16 protein-coding genes and 1 tRNA gene are annotated in these 20,190 nt (G+C 56.3%); all 17 read right to left on the bottom strand.

Translation table 11 applies throughout. The features are described from left to right. Positions 1–234: 234 nt before the first annotated feature. Entirely contained in the window at positions 235–1,173 is a 939-nt protein-coding gene (locus SKZ59_RS18090; RefSeq protein WP_319992533.1) for a beta-1,6-N-acetylglucosaminyltransferase, read from the bottom strand. Positions 1,174–1,222: 49 nt separating this feature from the next. After that, positions 1,223–2,782 carry a hypothetical protein gene (locus tag SKZ59_RS18085; RefSeq protein WP_319992532.1) on the bottom strand — a complete coding sequence of 520 codons (1,560 nt, stop codon included), beginning with the start codon at positions 2,780–2,782 and terminating at the stop codon, positions 1,223–1,225. After that, positions 2,775–4,406, bottom strand: a complete 1,632-nt coding sequence (locus SKZ59_RS18080) for a hypothetical protein (protein WP_219329184.1) — start codon at positions 4,404–4,406, stop codon at positions 2,775–2,777. The genes SKZ59_RS18085 and SKZ59_RS18080 overlap by 8 nt, the downstream gene beginning before the upstream one ends. Positions 4,407–4,421: 15 nt before the next feature. After that, positions 4,422–5,111 carry an exosortase-associated protein EpsI, B-type gene (epsI, locus tag SKZ59_RS18075; protein WP_219329185.1) on the bottom strand — a complete coding sequence of 230 codons (690 nt, stop codon included), beginning with the start codon at positions 5,109–5,111 and terminating at the stop codon, positions 4,422–4,424. Next, entirely contained in the window at positions 5,108–6,016 is a 909-nt protein-coding gene (gene xrtB / locus SKZ59_RS18070; RefSeq protein WP_219329186.1) for an exosortase B, read from the bottom strand. Before xrtB ends, epsI begins: the two co-directional genes overlap by 4 nt. Beyond that, positions 6,016–6,906: a chain length determinant protein tyrosine kinase EpsG gene (epsG, locus tag SKZ59_RS18065; RefSeq protein ID WP_219329187.1), complete on the bottom strand. Its 891-nt coding sequence runs from the start codon at positions 6,904–6,906 to the stop codon at positions 6,016–6,018. The genes xrtB and epsG overlap by 1 nt, the downstream gene beginning before the upstream one ends. Before the next feature lie 7 nt (positions 6,907–6,913). Beyond that, positions 6,914–8,323 (bottom strand): chain length determinant protein EpsF, encoded by a 1,410-nt coding sequence (gene epsF, locus SKZ59_RS18060; protein WP_219329188.1) that lies wholly within the window; start codon positions 8,321–8,323, stop codon positions 6,914–6,916. 66 nt (positions 8,324–8,389) lie between these two features. After that, a complete protein-coding gene (gene epsE / locus SKZ59_RS18055) occupies positions 8,390–9,178 on the bottom strand; it encodes a polysaccharide export protein EpsE (protein ID WP_219329189.1) in 789 nt (262 codons plus the stop codon). A gap of 48 nt (positions 9,179–9,226) precedes the next feature. Continuing rightward, a complete protein-coding gene (locus SKZ59_RS18050) occupies positions 9,227–10,222 on the bottom strand; it encodes an EpsD family peptidyl-prolyl cis-trans isomerase (RefSeq protein ID WP_319992531.1) in 996 nt (331 codons plus the stop codon). 627 nt (positions 10,223–10,849) lie between these two features. Then, positions 10,850–12,232, bottom strand: coding sequence for an undecaprenyl-phosphate glucose phosphotransferase (locus SKZ59_RS18045; RefSeq protein WP_219329190.1), 1,383 nt, complete (start codon positions 12,230–12,232; stop codon positions 10,850–10,852). Between the two features lie 8 nt (positions 12,233–12,240). Next, complete coding sequence (gene epsL / locus SKZ59_RS18040; protein WP_319992530.1) at positions 12,241–13,497, bottom strand: XrtB/PEP-CTERM-associated polysaccharide biosynthesis outer membrane protein EpsL; 1,257 nt, start codon at positions 13,495–13,497, stop codon at positions 12,241–12,243. A gap of 40 nt (positions 13,498–13,537) precedes the next feature. Further along, positions 13,538–14,200 carry a CAAX prenyl protease-related protein gene (locus SKZ59_RS18035; RefSeq protein WP_319992529.1) on the bottom strand — a complete coding sequence of 221 codons (663 nt, stop codon included), beginning with the start codon at positions 14,198–14,200 and terminating at the stop codon, positions 13,538–13,540. Positions 14,201–14,378: 178 nt separating this feature from the next. Beyond that, positions 14,379–16,271: an ATP-binding cassette domain-containing protein gene (locus SKZ59_RS18030; protein WP_034751693.1), complete on the bottom strand. Its 1,893-nt coding sequence runs from the start codon at positions 16,269–16,271 to the stop codon at positions 14,379–14,381. A 172-nt stretch (positions 16,272–16,443) separates the two neighbouring features. Continuing rightward, positions 16,444–16,518: transfer RNA gene (locus SKZ59_RS18025), tRNA-Arg, on the bottom strand. 75 nt (positions 16,519–16,593) lie between these two features. Beyond that, on the bottom strand, positions 16,594–17,646 hold the full coding sequence (locus SKZ59_RS18020; protein WP_319992528.1) for a hypothetical protein: 1,053 nt from the start codon (positions 17,644–17,646) through the stop codon (positions 16,594–16,596). Positions 17,647–17,654: 8 nt separating this feature from the next. Further along, the gene (locus SKZ59_RS18015; RefSeq protein ID WP_319992527.1) at positions 17,655–19,127 is read right to left on the bottom strand and encodes an MBOAT family protein; all 1,473 of its coding nucleotides are present in this window, start codon (positions 19,125–19,127) and stop codon (positions 17,655–17,657) included. 245 nt (positions 19,128–19,372) lie between these two features. Continuing rightward, positions 19,373–20,128 carry a PEP_CTERM-anchored TLD domain-containing protein gene (locus SKZ59_RS18010; RefSeq protein WP_319992526.1) on the bottom strand — a complete coding sequence of 252 codons (756 nt, stop codon included), beginning with the start codon at positions 20,126–20,128 and terminating at the stop codon, positions 19,373–19,375. Positions 20,129–20,190 lie beyond the last annotated feature (62 nt).

Raw genomic sequence — 20,190 nt, 5'->3', positions numbered from 1 at the left:
AACTATGTACAAACAATAATGACAAGCCGGAGATACGTTTATTTCCTCTGAGACAGCTTACAAGCTACCTCAAATATTCCCGTTCCACAAGTTCGAAAAGGCTGCCGCTGCCGCCGCTTTAGCGGCATGCACAGGGCTGTGGCAAAAACGAAACAAAGCAGGAAGAGTGAGTATTAATGCGGGCTACACGCACATATGGCGAGCTTGGCAACGTTCTGCGGCGAGTTCGGCATCTCAGTTTTCTTCGCTATGCGCGCGGCGCGCGGCATCAAGCATGTCGAGCACGGCGGCTGATTTGACGATATCGAATTTACGCGCAAAAAATTTTCCCGATGTGGCCAGCGCCGGAAAATCGCTGGCATCAAAGACGGCAGGATCTTCACGCGCGGGATTCCAGTCTATGTAATGCAGGGACACTTTATTTTCGTTTTTCATGTCGCCAGGCATGCGCCTCAGCACATCCTCCTCGAAATTTTCCAAGGTGGCCGCCCATGGTGAATTAAGGACGATGGTCTGGAAAAAAATCTCGTCCGCGCAATTGACCGAGTGGAAGAATTTCAGATAGGCCTGATTGGCGGGATCGGCGACAAAGGCCAGCAGGTAGGCCACGACGGACTGCGACAGGCACCATGAAGTGGAGCCGCGATACGGCTGCATGCCGGATATAAAGGTACGTGCGGGTAAGGCATTGCTGATGTCGCGCACCATACGATTGGCCACGCGTTGCAGCCAACGGCCAGGCAGGCGGGCATAGATATCGTAATAGCAGTAGCGGCGCACTTTGTCGACAAAATCGACACCATCCGTCAATGCATAAAAATTCATGTAGCTTTTGCCTCCGCTGGCAGCCAAGTGAGCGCTGATTGCTCGCTGGCTACGCAGTGGATAATCGCGTCCGCTGAGGAAAACATAATAATCGTGGGGTCCATGTTGCGCGGCCAGTTGTAGCAAGCTCAACATAGCCGCGACCTGGGAATACCCGCCCCAGTTCACGCTCACCGGCGCCGCCACGAAATGCACAGGGTGCGCGGACACGGCGGCGCGAAACGGCGCGGCATCGGCCTTAGCATCGATATGTGCAAAAAGACGCGCATCCGCGCCAGCCAGCGCGCCAGCCAGGCGCGCAAACAAGGCCGGCTGGTCGTGCGCCAGAATCAAATAAGCTATTTTCATTCATTCTCCAGTTCAACAACAAGCTGCCGGGACAATATCGCCCCCGGGCTCACCTGGCCGAAATAAGCATGAACATACGCGCCAGGCGCGGCGACACGGTGGAGACGCTGTCGACTTCATCACGATAAAACAAAGACATCTTACGCAATACCAGATAATAAACTAACACGCTGCCGACAACAGCCGTCAACACACCCCATACCGGCCAGGCCGCCAGTAACCAGCAGGCCAGGCGCGCCGTCATGGCGGCAGCCGCTACCGGCACGGCCAGGCGCACGATAGCGCCCATGCCCAGGCCGCCGAGCAGGAGCGGTTCACGCTGAATCCAGCGCAGAGTAGCGAACACGAGCAGATAAGGAATGGCGCTGACCACGATCAGCAACGGAATATTGCGCAGCCAGGCGGCCAGGCCGATCGCTGCGTAGCAAACCATGGAAACCCATATCCAGATGCGATTATGTGGTCCGATGCGGCCGATAGGATTCAGCCCGATCCACAGCGCCTCGCCCAAGGTCATGGCGCCCAGTTGCAGCAACAGCATGATGGCGATCCAGCTTTCAGAACCATAGCGTCCATGCGTCATCCAGTCGACCAGCGGCACGCCACAACCAAGCAGGATCGCCATGCCAAGCCCGAGAATGACAAAGTTCAGCCGGATCAGCAGCGAGACCATTAGCCGGATACGGGCAAAGTCGCCGCGCACGGCAAAATCGCTGGCCAGCGCCGGCTCAATCATCCCCTTCATCATGAAAATCGGCATGAACTGATATGCGCGGTCGGCGATCGTCTGAAAGAAACCGAAGGAAGCTGTCGCCACCGGTGTGGCAATGGCACCAACAATGAGCTTCAGCAAGCCACCACGGAATGGCAAGCTCAGCATATACGTCATTTGCGTGCCGAGACTGTCGCCGATCAGCATTTTCCAGGTAAAGCCAAAGACCAGTGGGCCCGCCGCTGGCGCCTTGCCGCGCAAGGCAAAAAACTCCCGCGCCAGCACCGCCAGCATGGTGGCGGCGAGCAGGCTTTCCGTAATGATCATGACGTCGGCCACCATGAAGGCATCGAGCGCACCGTGCCATGCCAGCCAGCCGATAATGACGGCAATACGCAGAAAGGTCATACTGGTCTGCAACATAGCCTGTCGCCCCTGCTGCCCCAGGCTATTGCAGAAGATGGCGAAGGTATCCGTAAACGCCGTGGCTACGGCGAACAGCGCGTATTGCACCGACATCAAGCGCACTTCCGCCAAGATGGGCACAGGCAGGATCAGCTGGCCCGCGCCCCAGAAGAGCAACAGCAACAGCAAGACCACCAACTGGCGCACACCGATCAAGCCGGCCATCAGCAGCAGCATCTCGCGCCAGCGCATAGCCTCGCGCAGCGGAGGCATGAAGCGATAAACGACCCGGTCCATGCCAAACATGGTAGCGAAGACCAGTAAGCCGTTGGCAGCCGTAAAGATCGTAAACGACACATAGTCGGCCACACTGAGATTGCGTATCAGCACAAACTGGAACCACAAGGCGGCCAGTGCCACGCCTATCTTTGCTATCGCGAACCACTTTGCCTGCAATATCACCCGCGCAGCGTGATATGGACTCTCAGCCATGCGGCGCACTCACAGCCGCCACGTGCCGCGGCTTGTCCCATGCCCTACCGTGCGGGATTGCTTGCACGCCGTGCAATTGCGGCGGCGCATCGCTCTGGGCGCCAAAACGCACGATCTGCAAGATGCAAGACAGACAGAAAACGAACAATAGCTGGCTACCCGGGTCGTCCATCAGGGTACGGTTATAAATCAGCAGGGAGGCGAACAGCACCAGCAAGCCGGTGGACGTTTCCACGATCGCCATCTGCAGCGGGCTGCCGCGCGCCTCCTTGACATAGCGCCATCCGGCGCGGATACCGAACAACATCATCGAGACATATGCCAGGCATCCGACCAGCCCCAAGTCCCACAGCAAGACGGAAATGGCAATCGAATCGACGTGCAGTGGTGCAAAACGTTGATACAGCGGCCCAGCGCCCAGGCCAGGACCGGATTTGACCGCACCGGGACCATAGCCGATCAGGCGAGTTGGTGTGGTAGCCAGATGATCCTGCGCCCAGATCGCAATCGAGGCGCCGCGCCCGACCTCACCCGTTTCATAGCTGACGCTGTTCGGATCGAAGAAATAACCGCCCCCGGCCTTCAGCTTACCGCTGAGCGTGTGCTGGCTATCGAGCTGCTTGCCCCAGTAAAGAGCGTTATAGGTTAGGTAAATCGTACCGCCCAGCACCACGGCAAGCAAGCCATACCAGATGAGGGTCAGTAAGTTCTTCATGATGCGCTTGCGCAGTACAAAAAACAGCGCGATAGGCATCCAGATAAAAGCAGCCTTCACTTCGCCCAGCAAAATCACTGCCAGGCACACGGCACAAATGAGGCCGGCGCGCATGCCCGTCATCAGGCCGCGGTTCCACAGCGCCAGGCTATAGCTCATCACGGCAATGACAAACATGACCAGAAGCGCGCTATTACCGCCGCCCAGGGGATTGCCGCCAAACGTGCCGACCACAGCGTCATGCGCGGCAAACGTGCGTCCGCTGGAAATAAAGAAATGCTGATATATCGTGACTGGCAACTGCACCATCGCCACCACAATGAGTATCCACCATAGACGGCTCAAGCGCTCTGGATGCCATCGCCCCCAGGCGAAGGCCAGCAGCAGCCCGAACATGGGCCAGGAAGACTTTATGGCAACGATCAGCTGCGCCGTCGAGGGACGGTTCAGCACCGTGCTGGCGCAGAAACACATGGCATACACCAGAAGCGACACCATCACGCCCGTATCGGCTGTGCCCGTATCCGGCTTGACCTTGCCCGTCCGCGAGAACATCAGCTCCATCAAGGCACGCAACGCAAACAATCCCGTCAGGCCGACCACGACCCAGGGCGCTTGCCGATTGCTAAGGAAATACACTGCCGACCCCTGTACAAGGAAAGTCAGCACGAAGACCGCCAGCAGTAGCTGGTAGGCGTTCAGCATGAAAAAAACCAGAGCAACAAAAATGGCGCCACCGAACAGGGTGACGAGCACAGGCGAATCCAGGCCGATGATGGCGCCCATGAAAAGAGCCAGAATTACGATGACAAAAAATAGCAGAACTGGCGCACCGCGCGACGCGGACGAGCGCGCACGCTTGCGCGCCGCCGGTGCTGCAGCACGCCGGATTCCAAACGCAAATTTCATGATGGTTTCCCTCGTCTAAACACCGGGTGCGCCTATCAGTCTGGTACGCGTTTCCTGGTTCACTGAATTCAACAGATCATTCACAAACTTATCCTGCAGGCGATAGCCAACAGCCGTATCTGTACCGATGGAAGACACTCGCACCAACATGCCATCGGGGACGGTTCCCGTCAACCCCAGGCGAATCTGAGTCAGTTTCTGTCCGATACCGGGTTTGATGAGTTCGTCACCGATGGTAATCCAGTAACTGATAGGTTCATGACGTTCGCCGTTTACCGCCATCAGGCGCTTGACAGGCAGACGGCCAAAGGCGGTGCCCAAATCCTCCACCTTGTCCGACTCTACCGAAAATCCCTGCGCCGCATAGCACACCTCGGGACGATGCAGGCCCAGGCCTTCGCTCTGATCACCGCCATAGGCAATCGACAGCATGACTCGGCTGCCATCGCGATTGACGTATGTACGAGTAACAGTTTGGTTATACAGCTTGTCGAGCTTTGCTTGCACTTCAGGATCGAGTTTGAGGGGCACCATGCTGGTGTCGACCTGCCATTCCGCAAAGCGGGTGGGGATCATAGCGTCCAGGTTGAAGCGCGGCTGCGAATCGGCCTGCTTGGCCGTTGGCGTCAAGGCTTTCGTCATGCCAGCCGAGGCCAGCATCAATGCACACAGGATCAGGCTGACGGAAAGGGGTTTGGTGATCATTGCTCGCTCCCGGCGCTGCGGCCGGTCTTGGCCGCACGCTTCTTGACAATCCATTGCAAAAAGGAATCCATGCTCAATATCAGCATCAGCGCAGTGAGGAACAGCACCATGCCGGCAAAACCATGCAGAAAACCCTGCCCTGCGGCATCACCGAAATAATAGGTAATCAGGCACAAGACGATGACGCGGATAACGTTCGCAGAGAACGAAATCGGAATGATAAGCAGGGCCAGCATCACATTGCGGAACGCCGAGGTATGACGTACCAGATTCAGATAGAACAGGCCCAGCGCTTCAAGTGTCAGCAAGGTTTGCAAACCTGCGCACGCATCAGCCACGAGCAACTGGTATTGACCGATCTGAAGAATCACGCCACTACGGGCAATCGGATAGCCGGCCAGGAACAGCAAGTGCTCGGTTACATAGGATACCGCCATCTTCATCGGCATCGTCAGCATGCTCACCAGTGGTCCGGGAAGCGGGACCATAAACAGCATGAAAAAGAAGGGAAACCACAGTAGCGCCAACGCGCGTGTACCCCGTTTTATCAGCAGGACGGCTGCCAGCGCCAGAATGAAGGACAGGATCTCGAAGGCCGTGATCTGCTGCGAACGGCCAACGATGTACAGCAGCATCGCCAGCACGGCCAGCGGCCAGCCGGCTGCGGACGGTTTGACAGGCGCGGCGAGCACGGCCGGCCAAGTGCGATAGCCCAGCCACAGCGACAGGAAGAGGATGATCGGTCCATGCGCTTGCTCTTCCGTGGTCCACATACCCGTAAACAGCGTGTAGAAAGTAGGAATGAACAGGCAGGCTAGGCCCAAAAGCACAGGCCACCATTCCGGCAATGCCAGGCGCAAGCCGGTGAGCGGCGCAACGGGCCAGGGCAGGATATCGCGTGCCATCAGAAGTCAACCAGGACAGAGCCCACAAGCTCTGCGCCAGAATTGGCCAGCTGCTCGCCAACCGCGGCTACGTCATCGAGCAAGGTCTTATTCTTGCGCACCACCAGCAACACACCGTGCGCGCGTCCGGCGACGGCCAGCGCATCTGCGCCTGCGGTAAAGGCAGACGCGTCGTACAGCACGATGTCGTGCTGCGTCTCGAGCTGGGTAACCAGTCCGCCGAAGGACGAGCGGCTTAACAATTCTTGCGGATTCGGCGGCAGTGTGCCAGCACCCAGCACTGACAGGGAGACAAACGATTCGACCTTCGCCACCGCATGCAGATCGGCGCGGCCGGCAAGCACGTCGGACAAGCCCTGCTTGCCCTTCAGGTCAAAGATTTCATGTTGGCTGGGCTGGCGCAAGTTGGCATCGACCAGCAGCGTATTTTCGCCCAACTGGGAAAATACCACGGCCAGGTTGGCGGCAAACAGGCTGGCGCCATCGCCTGGGTCGATACTGGCGATGACAAGCGACTTGTTGCCCCTTGAGAACCAGCGCAGCATCAGCTGGCTGCGCACGGCGCGCAAGGTTTCCACCTGCCGGCTGAAAGGCTCATAGGCCGCCACCAGCTTGTTGGAAAATTTGGCCTCGCCCGGTTGCAGATACGGGTAATCGAATTGCTGCGCCAGCACTTGCTGGATATCGGCTTCGGTAATCAAGCCCAAACGCAATGCAGCTTCGCCAAAGCGGATACCCAGCTCCTTCTGCATGCGCAGGACGCGCTCGGCATTTTCAGGCGTGATCTTGCCCGATTCCAGCAGCAGACGGCCGATGCTCGAATCACCGCGTCCTGGAGCCGCGGCGGGCGCGGGGGCTGTCATTGCCGTATGGTTCAACGTTGTATCCATAAAAATCCTAATTTAAGCGAAGGCGGCGTGGAGCAAGCGATTTGAACAAACCGAAACGCTTGCGTGGTTTGCCATTCCAGTCGATGACGCCCAACACGGGAATTTGCGCGCTCTCGGACAAATCACTGTCGGAGCGCACGCGGCGGTCCAACATTTCCGCCAGCATTGCCAGGCCCAGGCCCAGCATGGTTCCTAGGAAGAACGACAGCATTGTATTGAGTAGCACCCTTGGTCCCGATGGCTCGATTGGCGCCGCGGCGGGATTGAGCACGGCCACATCGGATTGGTCGGACTGTCCTTCGATGCGGGTTTGCGAAAAACGCTGGGAAGCGATATCAAACGCGCGCTGGGCATTTTCAACGTCCTTGCTCAGCACATTCATTTCATCGCGAGTCCGGTTTAATTCCAGCACGCGTGTCTTCTGAGCCTGCATGGCCGCACGGATAGCGCCTTCGCGTTGCTGGAATATCTGCGCGTTGTTACCGACGCTACGCGAAGCGACCGCCATTTGCTCACGCAAATCGGCGCGCAGTTTCTCCACCTCAGCCTTGGCGCTCAGGTATTGTGGATGATTGCTGCTCAAACGCTGCGACACCTCGGCAAACTTGGACTCAGCGTTGCCCAAGCCAATTTTCAGGTTCTGTATCAAAGGATTCGAAGCAACATCCGGCGAATCGGCAAACCGGCTACCCGCTGCCATATTTTGGCGCGACATTGCTTCCATGGACTGTCCCTGTGCAACGACGAGTTGCGCGGACAGATCATTGAGGCGGTTTGATTCCACGTCCAGGCGATTATCCAGACTGACAATGCCATTGTCTTGCTGATACTTGGACAATTTGCTTTGTGCCACTTCCACGTTGTCACGCAAGAGCTTGATCTGCGAGTCGAAATACAAAGCCGCCTTTTTCATCGGATCAACTTTGAGCTGAATATTGATCTTCTGGTATTCATCCGCAAAAGCGTTGGCAATGGCTGCAACAAATTGCGGATCCGCCCCCTTAAAGCTGATATCGACCACGCTGCTTTCGCGCGACGGTACCACTTCGAGTTTTTTCAGCAACAGGTCGGCAAGCCAGTCGCGTACTGTACCCTTGCCCTCGGTCGCCTGGCGGAACTGTTCAATAACGGCCGGACTCTGGGCCAGGCCCAAGCTATCAACGACGCGCAAGGCCACATTTTTGCTGCTGATAATGTCAATTTGCGTGGCCATATAACCAGGCAACAGCTGGCCAGGCATGGTCAGGCCGGTCAACGGATCGACACCCTTGTAATTGAGCACCAGCGAACTAGTTGCCTGATATGTCTTCGGCAGCAGCAAACTGACCAACAACGTCGTCGCCACAGTGATCAGCAACGTGATCACCACGATCCGCATACGCGCTCGCAGAATCAGTAAAATTTGGGAAAAATTCATAATCTAACTCTCAACTCTCTAAAAATGCCAGCCGTACCGCCGTGAAAGCCCTGCGATGGTCGTGGGTCAGAACAGACTTTCCTGCACATAGACGACATCGTCCACCTGCAGCAAATCGTCGTGCTTGGCCGTGATCACCTGCATCACCCCGTTCGCGTCGCGGCGCTTGATGCGCATGTTGCGCTCGGTACCACGCGGCGTCAGGCCACCGCCGACCGACAGGGCTTGCAACACAGTCATGCTGCGTTCCAGACGAAAGGCGCCGGGGCGCTGCACTTCGCCATAAATGTAGAAACGCGGCGCGCGCTCAACATAAATGACGTCGTTGCCGGCCAAATCAAAGTCCCGGTTCAAGTTCGCGTTGCGCACCATGTCGATGATGTCGATATCTTCCTTGGTCGACTTGCCACCCCGTTTACGGATCAGGCTAACCGTATCGCCCCCTTCAGCACCGATACCGCCGGCCATCGCCAGCAAATCCATCATGCTGCGCTTGCCTTCGATCGGATAGCGGCCAGGGCGATTTACCTGCCCCAGCACGGATACCTGCTGGCTTTGCAAGGACGTGACAATGATGTTCACTTGCGCCTTGCGCAGGAAATTACCGCTTTCAAGCAATCCGCCGATTTTCTTTTCCGCGGCCGAGACGGACAAGCCGCCGAGCGCCACATTGCCTATCAGTGGAAAAGTAATTTCACCGGCTTCGCTCACGCGCGTCTCGAGTGCCAAGTCAGGATTGCCGTACACAGAAATCTTTAATACATCACCAGCGCCCAGCAACACGTCGGCCGCGCCGGCGAATCCGGCGCTCAGCGTCAGCAGGAGCGCCATACACCACATCGAAAGTCGTTTCATGATTCGCTCATTTCAATAATAAATTAATAACCAAAAAAAAGCCGCGATTTACTTCAACCCGGCAACGCCACGCTCATTAGCTTCCGTGGAAGCGGACGCCGCCGGCACTGGTGCGACTGGCAGGGGAACACTGGCCGGTGCAGGTGCAGCCACCACAGGGGCGCTGGCTGCCGGCTTGCTGTCCGCGTCCTTGTTCAGATACTCGACCTTGGCAGCGGCACGCAGGCGTTTCAGTTCGGCATCGGCAGTATCCTTGTTCTTTTTATTGAACAGGAATTGTTCGATCTGCGGTGCCGCCTGCGCCAGAGTGGCCGGGTTATCACGAATGTCTGCCAGCGAGATCAGCAGCGTGCGGTCGCCTTCGCGAATGATGAACAACTGCCCTTTCGGCATCGCCAGCAATTTCGCGGTCAGTTCCGGTGCCAGGTCGGCGCTGGTACGTGACAATTGCGTACGTGCATACTTGACCTTGTTGCTCTCCAGCCAGGCTGCCACGTCATCCAGCGACTTGGCTGCGTCCATCGCGGCTTTGAGCTGATCATTCATGTCGGCGCTGGCAATCACCAGCTCGCGCATGTCAAACTGCTTGCGCTGGCTGAAAAACTGCGGATTCTTGTTGAAGTAGTCTTCCACTTCCTCTTTTGTCGGCCGCGCGATGGTACCGATGCGTTTTTGCATATACGCTTGCGCAATAATCAGCGCCTTGGCGCGCTCGACGGCCTGCACCACTTTCGGATCACGATCCAATTTCTCCTTGACGGCTTCATTCAGCAGTAACTGACGGTCGATCAGGGATTCCAGCAGCTGCTTGCTGGCTACTTCTTGCTGAGCAGCTTGAATATTGGCGCGTTGCAATTCTTCATTCAGCTGCAACACGGTCACTTCCTCACCGTTCACGCTGGCCAGAGCCTGGCCAGGTTTTTTTTCCTTGCCGCCACAAGCAGACAAGCTGACCGCTGTGAGCAAGAACAAGCCCGCACACAGCAAACGCGGGGAAAATGTGGAGATGGGCGTGATCAAACGTGTGTGGTGCGTATGGTTCAAAATTGCTCCTTCAGTTCAGGTAAGGAAATCGGATGCCGCCAACGATAAACATTGAAACAATATTTACACACGAAAATATTGGCAAAAAACACAAATTTCCCGCGAAATTATGCCGCTTGACCACATAATTGTCAATATTATAAATATGATACACAATGTACAAGAGTCGTCGGGAATTATTTGCTTAAAAATCCATTAAGAAGGTTTAAAAACAACTGTTTCCACGAAAACTTAGATATAAGAAACGTTTATCGTCAGCGCAAAGCTTTAACAAGATAGCATTTCTTGCGCTTGGTACGATTGTAGTTTTTTGCGGGAGCGCTGTCGTATCGCGCTACCGCCCAGGACCGGCGAAGATGGGGCCGTAATCTGAGGCGCTACATGAAGAAACACAGGCTTGTGGGTAAAGCCAAGCGCAGGCCAAGCTGGCCTGGTATGGCATCGGGAGCAACACGCGTCGCCACCTGCCTTCACATGATGTTGTCGCGCCTGTCTCATATATTCTTTGCATTACCGCCTGGTTTGCCTGTGCGGGCCATGGACCCGCACTTCGAATGCTTGCTTCATTTTAACGCGTATTGATCTGGCGCAAAACAAATTCCATACAGTGTTGCTTGAGCACTTCATTCAATGAGCATTGTCCCGCTTCAGCACGACTTTCACCGTGCGCATGATAATCCACAGATCCAGCCATAACGACCAGTTGCGCAGGTAGTCGAGGTCGAAATGAATGCGCGCCTCCATCTTGTCCAGGGTTTCCGTCTCCCCCCGCAAGCCATTCACCTGCGCCCATCCAGTGATGCCAGGCTTCACCTTGTGACGCAACATGTAGCCCTTGATCAACTTACGGTACTGTTCATTGTGTGCCACCGCGTGTGGACGCGGCCCCACGATACTCATACGCCCCTGCAGCACATTGATAAACTGTGGCAATTCATCGAGTGAACTGCGGCGCAAAAACCCTCCGATGCGCGTGACGCGCTGGTCATCCTTGGTTGCCTGCACCACCTTGTCACCATCCTCGCTGACAGTCATGGAACGGAATTTATACACAATGATCTCCTCGCCATACAGACCGTAGCGACGCTGGCGAAAAATCACCGGTCCCTTCGATGTCATCTTGACAGCGATGGCGATGACCAGCATCACTGGCAACAGCATGACCTGGATCAGCAGGCCCAGCACGATATCGCTACCGCGCTTGACCATGCTGTTAAAGCCTGTGAACGGCGATTCGCGGATGGCAATGACCGGCATGCCACCCACGTTGTCGAAGCGTGCCTGCATCAGGTCGAAGATATAAATATCAGGCAGGAAATACACGGACGCCGTCGTATCCTGCAATTCATCGAGCATCTTGCGGATACGTGGCTGGGCCGAAATGGGCTGGCTGATGAATATCATCTTGATATTGTGCTCGCGTACATAGGCGGCGATATCGGCCATCTTGCCCAGCATGGGTTCGCGCATCGTCTCGGGCCAGCGGTCATCGGTGCGGTCGTCAAAAAAACCGCGCACGCTCATGAACAGGTTCGGATTACGCTCGACGGTGGCGGCAAACTTCAGGCTGGCATCATTGGCGCCAATGATGACGACCGAACGCACTTCGCTATCGCGGCCGGGATCGGCCACCATGCGACGCGCGGCAAGATGACTGAGCAGCAATATGAATGGCGTCAGCAGGAACCACGCCAGCACCAGTTCGCGTTCAAAATGAAACGCCAGCCCCGTCGCCGAGCCAAGAAAGATCAGAATCAGGGCGGTGATGGCCCAGCTGACAAAAACATCGCGGGCGTAGGCCAGCATGCGGCCGCTGCGCCATGTACGATAGGGGTCGACATACTGGAACACCGACGATGAAATAAAAAAAGCCAGGATCATCAACACCAGCGAATATCCGGTAAATGGTGTGCCGGACAAAAGCGACAGCAAATACAGGGTGCCCATGATGATGAGCGGGTCCAGAATACGCTGAAAGAACGAAATTAGGGGTATATCGTTAACCGTCATGATGCTCTTTAAAACTGGGCGCTGGCATTAAACGAAATGCCTTTGGCATGATAACTGCCAGTGTTGATCACAGGCGCTCCGCTACGTGCATCGCGGAAGGCACTAATACCAAGCTGAATATTCTGCTTCGGTGAATACGTCACACCTAGCGATGCCGTGCGCGTCGTATCACTGACATCGCCGGGCAAAGTCAGGCCGCTGGCGGCAGAAAAATCGCGCTTTTCACGCCGCACCTGCGCATCCACGCGCACCTTGGCTGAAACATCCCAGGCGGCGGCCAGACTGGCTCCATTGTTCAAACTGCTGGAAATCAGGGAATTTTCCACTGCAGCAAACTCATGCCACAGGCTGCCCGTGAAACGAACCTTGCCCAGCGGTGCCCAGTAGACGATCAGCCTACCATTGGCGCCGCTCGAATCGCGGCCGGAAAATACCTCATTTTTACGCTTCACCCAGCCACCCAACAGTTGAATCTGGGTAACTCCGCTAAAGCGCCAGTAGATATTAGCCTTGATTTCATCCTGCTCGTATCCGTGCTCGATGTTGGAAAAGATCGGATCGGAGCGATTCGGATAACTCCCTTTCAGATGGCGCAACTGCAGGCCGATCCGGCTATCGCTGGGAGCCAGGTAATCAACGCCCAGTTCAGTCGCATCTTCGCGTCGGTTGGCGTAGCGCTGCGCGACGGCATCATAGGAATAGCGCTCGCGCGTGAAGCCAGCACGCACCCGCCAGCTGGGATGAAAACGCCAGGCACCGTTAGCGTACTCGCGCTGCACCACGCGCAAATTGCGGTCCGTGGTGCGCAAGTCATTAAACGGCGTCAGGGTCTGCGCATAGCTCACACCCACATGTCCTTCCAGATGATTCGCGATATGCCATTCCAGATCGGCGAGGTAATCCTTGCCGCTGTAGTTCAGCTGATCGAAGTGATCGAATGACACGCGCGACCACTTCACCTGCCCGGTGAGTAATTGCCGTCCGATCGGGCGATTGAATAGTAGGCCCACTTGCAATTGCCGCGAAGTATCCGAACGAGAGCCATCAAAACCCGGCGAATTATCGGGCAAGCGGAAAAGATTATCGTCATAGGAATACGACGTGGCGATAAATGGCGCGATGGTATCGCTAATTGCCGCCACCGCCGGCAAGCTAAACGCGGTACTACCAAGCAGCAGCACGGCAGCAGGCAACCGTGCCAAGCGCGGGTGCGGCAAGGCGCAAGTACCTGACAGGCGATATTTCTTACGCAAGGTATTCAACATGGGTATTGTCTTTGAAAGAGCAAACAGTTAGTTGGTAATATTACCAGTAAGTCCAGTGTCCACCGGAAACAATCCAGAGGCCCAGCACGCCATTCGTCACGCCATGGGCGAGGATGGGCGACCATAGCGTTTGGCTGCGCATGTACAGCAAGCTATAGGCGGCGCCCGCAACGATACCGGCCAGCCACAAATTGTGTTCGAAGCCAAACAGTACCACGGTGATAACAAAGGCCTTCGCACTCGCCAGGCGCGGGTTGAACCGCAGAAAGTCAGGGGCATCGATCCAGCGCAACAGGAAGGAGCGCCAGAACAGCTCTTCCATCACAGGCACCACGAGCGCCGCGCCGGCGATGCGCAGCACCACCAGCGTCCACTCGATGCGGCCGTCATCGCGGGGATCGAAGCCGTCGGCGCTGCCGATCGTCATCCAGCCTGCGTCCAGGTTGATCCACAGCAGAAAAACAACAATGCCGGTCGCCAGCGCCACGGCGAGCGCGCGCGCACCCAACGGCACCCAGGCCAGTTCCGTATAGCTGCGGCGCCAGTACAACAACATGCCCATCACGACACCGATCTTGACGGCGTACAGCCAGCGCAAATCGTGCGCGGCATAGCCCGCCCGGCCCAGCATGTCGGCGATAAAGATAAAGGAGAGGTAGGCCAGGAACGGCGCTACGCGGGGCAAGGCGGCGCGATCAAACATGCTGATGCGCACCGGAGGTGGAACCACGCGCCGGACGCAGTGGTCCGGAGCGCGTGTTTTTGATAACAAACATGCATCCTCCGATGTAAAAAATATAATTATATAATTATATCAAGCGGAACCGTTGCCGTGGCAAGTAATCCTAACTTAAATTACAACAGAGGATGCAAGAAACTAATCAGGCATTGCTGCGCGCCTCGATCTGCTCCCACTTTTCCAACGCTTCCAGCAGCTCACCTTCGATCTCGGCCACGCGCGCGTTCAGGCGCTTGCCTTCGGCCGGCGTCTTCTTGTAGAAGTCCGGATGCGACAGTTCGGCGGCCAGCACCGATTGCTCGTCTTCCAGCTTGGCGATCAGTTTCGGCAACTCTTCCAGCTCGCGCTGTTCCTTGTAGCTGAGCTTTTTCTGCTTGGCGGCCGGCGCGGCGGCTTCGACCTTCACGGCCGGCTTGCTGGCGGGCGCCGTGGCGATCGGCAAGGTGCGCACGCGCTCCCAATCCGTGTAGCCGCCGACGAATTCGCGCCATTTGCCCTCGCCTTCGGCGACGATCACTTGCGTGACAACGTTGTCGAGGAAGGTACGGTCATGGCTGACGAGGAAGACGGTGCCGGTGTATTCTTCCAGCAACTCTTCCAGCAATTCCAGGGTATCGATATCCAAGTCATTGGTCGGCTCATCGAGCACCAGCACGTTGGCCGGCTTGGCGAACAGACGGGCCAGCAGCAAGCGGTTGCGCTCGCCACCAGACAGCGACTTGACGGGCGAGCGGGCACGTTCCGGCGCGAACAGGAAGTCGTTCAGATACGTCATCACGTGGCGGCGCTGGCCATTGATCTCGACCCAGTCGCTGCCTGGCGCGATGGTTTCCATCAGGTTCGCCTCTTCGTTCAGCTGCGTGCGCATCTGGTCGAAATACGCGACCTGCAGCTTGGTACCCAGGCGGATGGTGCCCGTGTCCGACTCTTCCTGGCCCAGGATCATCTTCAGCAAGGTGGTCTTGCCGGCGCCGTTGGCGCCGATCAGGCCGACCTTGTCGCCACGCAGGATGGTGGCGCTGAAATCCTTGACGATGACCTTGTCGCCATAGATCTTCGAGACGTTTTCCAGGTCCGCCACGATCTTGCCCGAGCGTTCGCCGGCCGATACGTCCAGTTTCACTTGCCCCTGCTGTTCGCGGCGCGCATTGCGCGTCAGGCGCAGCGCTTCCAGGCGGCGCACGCGGCCTTCGTCGCGCACGCGGCGGGCCTTGACGCCCTTGCGTATCCACACTTCTTCCTGCGCCAGGAACTTGTCGAACTTGGCGTTTTCCACTTCCTCGATTTCCAGCTGCTCCGCCTTGCGGGTCTGGTAAGCCGTGAAGTTGCCCGGATACGACAGCAAACGGCCGCGGTCGAGTTCGATGATGCGCGTGGCGACGTTGTCGAGGAAGGAGCGGTCATGGGTAATGAACAGCACGCTGCCCTTGAAGTCGCGCAACAAGCCTTCCAGCCACAGGATGGAGCTGAAGTCCAGATGGTTGGTCGGCTCATCGAGCAGCAGCACGTCTGGCGCCGACACCAGTGCACGCGCCAGGGCCACGCGCTTTTGCATCCCGCCGGACAGGGTTTTCATCAGCATATCGCCCGTCAGGTTCAAACGGTCGAGCACAGTTTCCACCTTGTTCGGCAAGCTCCACGCATCGGCCGCATCGAGTTTGACCTGGATGTCGTGCATGCGTTCCATCAGTTCGTCGTCATTGCCCTGGCCAAACTGACCGGTCAGCGCATCGTACTCCTTCAGCCACGCCTGCGATTCGCCCATGCCGGAAGCGACGGCGTCGAACACGGACATCTCCGGGTCGAATTGCGGCTCCTGCTCCACATACGCGATCTTGATGCCTTGCTGCATCACCAACAAACCGTCATCGAGCTTGAACTTGCCCGAAATAACCTTCAACAGCGACGATTTACCCGTGCCGTTGCGGCCGATCAAGCCGACCCGCTCCGAGGTTTCCAGTGAAAATTCCGCGTGATCGAGCAGCGCGACGTGACCGAACGCAAGTTGCGCCGATGAAAGAGAAATGACAGCCATAATGAGTAAGAGTGCTCGGGCGCCGTCTCGCGCACACCGCGTGGTGTGCAAAACAGCCGCCGATTGGATGAATGAAGCACGCATTGTACCGATAACTCGGACTTCAATCGCCATCGACCAGTAACTACCGCCTGGAATATCACAGGCTGCCGACGCGCGTTGCGTGGAAACGTGGTGTCGCCAGCAGGAATCGAACCTGCATTTAAGTCTTAGGAGGACCTTGTACTATCCATTGTACGATGGCGACACGCGCAGCGGCATTATACAGGCTAGTCCCACCTATTAATAGTCCGGCAAGCCGACATGTGCAAGGCAGGGATCCTCAATTCCTGGCCGTCGGGCCTGCCGGCAGCGATGACGAAGCCGTATTTAATAGCGGCAATATCTGTTGTGCCGCCAGGCCATGTGCCACCTTGTTCCAGTGCCCATCCATGGGCAGGAAATCCATGCGTTCGCGCCGCAACGCCCAATGCTGCGCGAACACAGGCTGCATGTCGACCACCGCAAAACCATGCTTCCTGACACGATCCATGAAAAATTCGCGGTCATCGCCATGCCATAGGGGTTTGGCCGAGCCAGAACCGTACAGCGTGTTACGGTCGCCGTCGACCAGGAAGATAAACCGCGTTGCCGCGCCACCACCCACTTGGCGCAGTTGCGTCAGGTAATACTCCAACACCTCTCCGCGCGCGGCGGACGCATCAGCCACTGCCGCACCGCCTGACCGGCCGCTCCGCATCTTGGACATGATCCAATCGGACAATTTCAAGTTGTAATACACATACCGCGCCAATGCAGAATACGATACCAGGCGCTTGATCTTCGATTCGGTATACGGATTATGTACCACCGCCACGCCCTGCCCGCTCACCACAAAATTACTGTGTCCGCGCGGCGCTGGCGCCAGCATATCGCTCAAGTCACCGGAATCGACGAACAACACCACATTGCGCGGATGCAGACGTGGTTGATAGTAGCGGACCATTTCCAGGGCATCGGCAAGGCCGTTGCCGGAACTGGCAGCGGCATAGACGCTGCCACCCAATACTTTGTCGAGTTTGCCTTGCACGGTATCGGGATAATTCAGCATCAGGCTTTCAATAAAGCTGTCGCCGACGACCATCACGGCAGCGCCATCCTGAAAGTCGGCCGAATTGTTATACCCCTGCTGGCTGGTCGCGCCGCGCCTGGCATTCGCCATGGCCCAGCCGTGAGAATATACATAGTGCTGGCGCGGCAGGTAACGATTAAAAGGTACCGCAGAACTGGTATTTTCCATGCGCAAGCCAGACACAACCGGCATGCATTGCAAGAAAATTTCCAGTGCCAGCGCCGTGGCCGCGACACCGAGGCCGATTGCGAATATGGAGCGCATAGGATGAGTTAGAAATTAAAGTACAAGAATTCGGAAACGCCGCGCGTTTCACTGATCGCCAGCAATAACAAGCACAGCATCAACATAGCACCAAGCAAGATATCGCCACGGCCGCCGCTCAGTCGCACTTCCTGCTCGCGCCGCAAACCGCGTCCCAGCAATTGATAGGCATTCGGCAAGAAAAAGGTAATTGCAGCGCAAGCACCCAGCCACCACAAACAGTTCCCCAGTTCCATGATGCGGTTAACACCCAGCGCACCTTCGCGCATCTGCGGCGTTAACGTGCCGCCAACCATGCCGCGCAACACATCGAATGCTACACCCACTGAACTGGCGCGAAAGAAAACCCAGGCCAGCACGACCGCCAAAAAAGTAGCCGCGCAACCGCCGAGACGAATCAACAGGTTGCTACGCCCCCCCAGAAGATGTCGCATAGCATGATTGATGATCAGATAAACGCCATGCAGGGTGCCCCATACCAGGAAAGTCCAGTTGGCACCATGCCACAGGCCACCCAGCAACATGGTCAACAGCAGGTTGCGGTAACGCTGGAAAGCGCCCTGGCGGTTGCCGCCAAGGGGAATATACAGATAATCGCGCAAAAAATTAGACAAGGTAATATGCCAGCGACGCCAGAAATCGATGATGGAAGCGGCCTTGTAGGGCGAATTGAAGTTGATGGGCAAAATGATGCCAAACATATATGAGAGGCCGTATGCCATGTCGGAATAGGCAGAAAAATCAAAGTACAGCTGGAAGGTATAGGCCAATGCGCCAGCCCAGGCTTCCAGCATGCTCAGATGTTGGTGATGCAGATCGAATACAGGGCTCACATACCGTGCCACGCCATCGGCCAGGATCACCTTCTTGAACAGGCCGATGGTAAAGAACGACAAGCCCACAATCAACCTGCCGCGGCTGAAGACATGCGACTCGGGCGCTACGAATTGCGGCATCATCTCCTTGTGATGCAGGATAGGACCGGCAATCAGGTGTGGAAAATAGGTAACAAAGAGACCGTAGCTTTCAGGCTGGTAGTCTTTCACCTTGCCTGCGTGACAATCGACGAGATAGGCGATTTGCGTGAAAGTAAAAAATGAAATGCCAATTGGCAGCGTGATGCCGATCGGCTCGATCGGCGCGCCCGTCAGCGCTGCGATATTGCTGAGCAAGAAGTCAAAATACTTGAAAAAGAGGAGCAGGGACAAGTTGAAGACGAGACCGGATATCAGCCATGCCTTGGCACTCTGCGCCTGGCCCTGCTCCTGGCGCTGCGAAATGCCACGGCCGATCGCGAAATTGCTGCAGACAGACAATGCCAGCAAAGGCAGAAATGTGATATCCCAGTAGCAGTAGAAAGCAATCGAGGCAAATAGCAGGAAGACGATTGACAGGCGCAATGAATATTTTGACAAAACAAAATAGCCGAGCAACGCCAATGGCAGAAACACCAGAAAAAAAGGAAATGAGTTAAATAACACAGCGCTATCCCAAAAGAGGAAGGTGACTCATGCAAAAATTTCAATCACAAAATAATATAATTATAGCAATTTTATTGTATCAACGGGGGGGATTTGTCGCTAAAACGGACCTCATCAGACAGGCAACGCGCATCAATGCCATGTCGTCGCCTGTAGCGTGGCAACGGTCTGGCCCGGCGTTTCACCGCACCAGGCAGGCGCATGGATGCCGCCCGTCAGCCACCATAGCGGACGTCTTTGCAGACTCAAGCCAAGTGGCTGTCCAAGTGGCGTTTGCGTGCCTGGATGCCGCCAATCAGCGCCAGACCAAGCACCATCAGGGCATAGCTTGCTGGCTCGGGCACGGCGCTGATGGAAAATACCTGGATCGCGCCAAAGGTCACATTCGGATGGGAGGAATAAGGTTTGCCGTCAAGTAAGCTGATACCGAAGACGCCCTGATCCGGATCAATATACGAATACCGGTAAGAGACGCCTTTTGTCGTCAGATCGGAAGAAACGCCAAGATCAGCACCGATGCCAAACGTGGGACCAGCGTTGATATCGTTAAGAGTCTGATAGGCACCGATGGAATCCAGAGCATAGCTCTTCGGCGTCTGGATATGACGCTGTCCAGTACTCAGATTGAAGATGAAAGCAGTTCGCTGACTATCTTCCGGAGTCATGTTATATGTGCCAGATGAATTCCAGCTTTGAGGATTGTAACCGCCGACCAGCCAGGTCTGCCCGGACTCATTGCGCGCTTCCATCACGGAGAACGTGCGCCCTTTTCCATCGGAGGCTTTGTGAAAATCCAACGAAGTATCACCGACGGACTTGGTATAGATTGCCTTGAGCGATAATGGCCCTTCGCCGAGCCAAGATGCCAATTGCGCCTGACTCGCACTATCAAGTAGTGATTGCGCAAAAACAGCGGGCGCATGACCGAGGCACATGAGCAGGCCAGCACAGCACAGCACCGGACGGGCTTTTTCGATGTTACTCTTGATTATTTTTCGCATCGCACATCCTTGATTGGAGCCAGAAATTTTCGGCATTCCAATATAGCATGAGAGATGCATTT

The organism is Janthinobacterium sp. GMG2 (genome assembly GCF_033949445.1).
GTDB lineage: Bacteria > Pseudomonadota > Gammaproteobacteria > Burkholderiales > Burkholderiaceae_D > Janthinobacterium > Janthinobacterium aestuarii.
Note: the sequence above shows the minus strand (reverse complement) of the source record. Positions and strands in the feature narration are given on the sequence as shown.